Below are 335 nucleotides of genomic sequence, written 5' to 3' on the forward strand. Positions count from 1 at the left end.
CGTCATCTTGAAGATGACGCCTGTAAAGAGCATGCCCAGGATACTGAGCGGGGTCAGTAACGGCAGAAAGAGCGGGAGTATCATCATTGCCATGATGGCAGGGCAAAAGAAGTCGGGATTCTGCAGCAGCGAGGTGACGGGGGAGTGCCACGCGCTGCGGCGTATAAACTGCTCGTTGACTTTGTGTTGCATGATTGAATTTCTGGATGAAAATGCAGGAAGCAGGGGACTGAGGAGGCCGAACGTCAGAACGGGATACTGTCGTCATCGTCGCTGAAACTGCCGGACATGGCGGTATTGCCCGGAGATGGCGAATTACCTGAAAACTGTCTGCC

Annotated in this window: 1 protein-coding gene; it reads right to left on the reverse strand. The window is 54.0% G+C overall.

From position 1 onward, the window contains the following. On the reverse strand, positions 1 to 192 hold a 192-nt coding region (locus SB775_RS28200), incomplete at its 3' end, for a hypothetical protein (RefSeq protein WP_410864469.1). Between the last annotated feature and the right edge of the window lie 143 nt (positions 193 to 335).

It is taken from the genome of Peribacillus sp. SIMBA_075, from assembly GCF_046534585.1.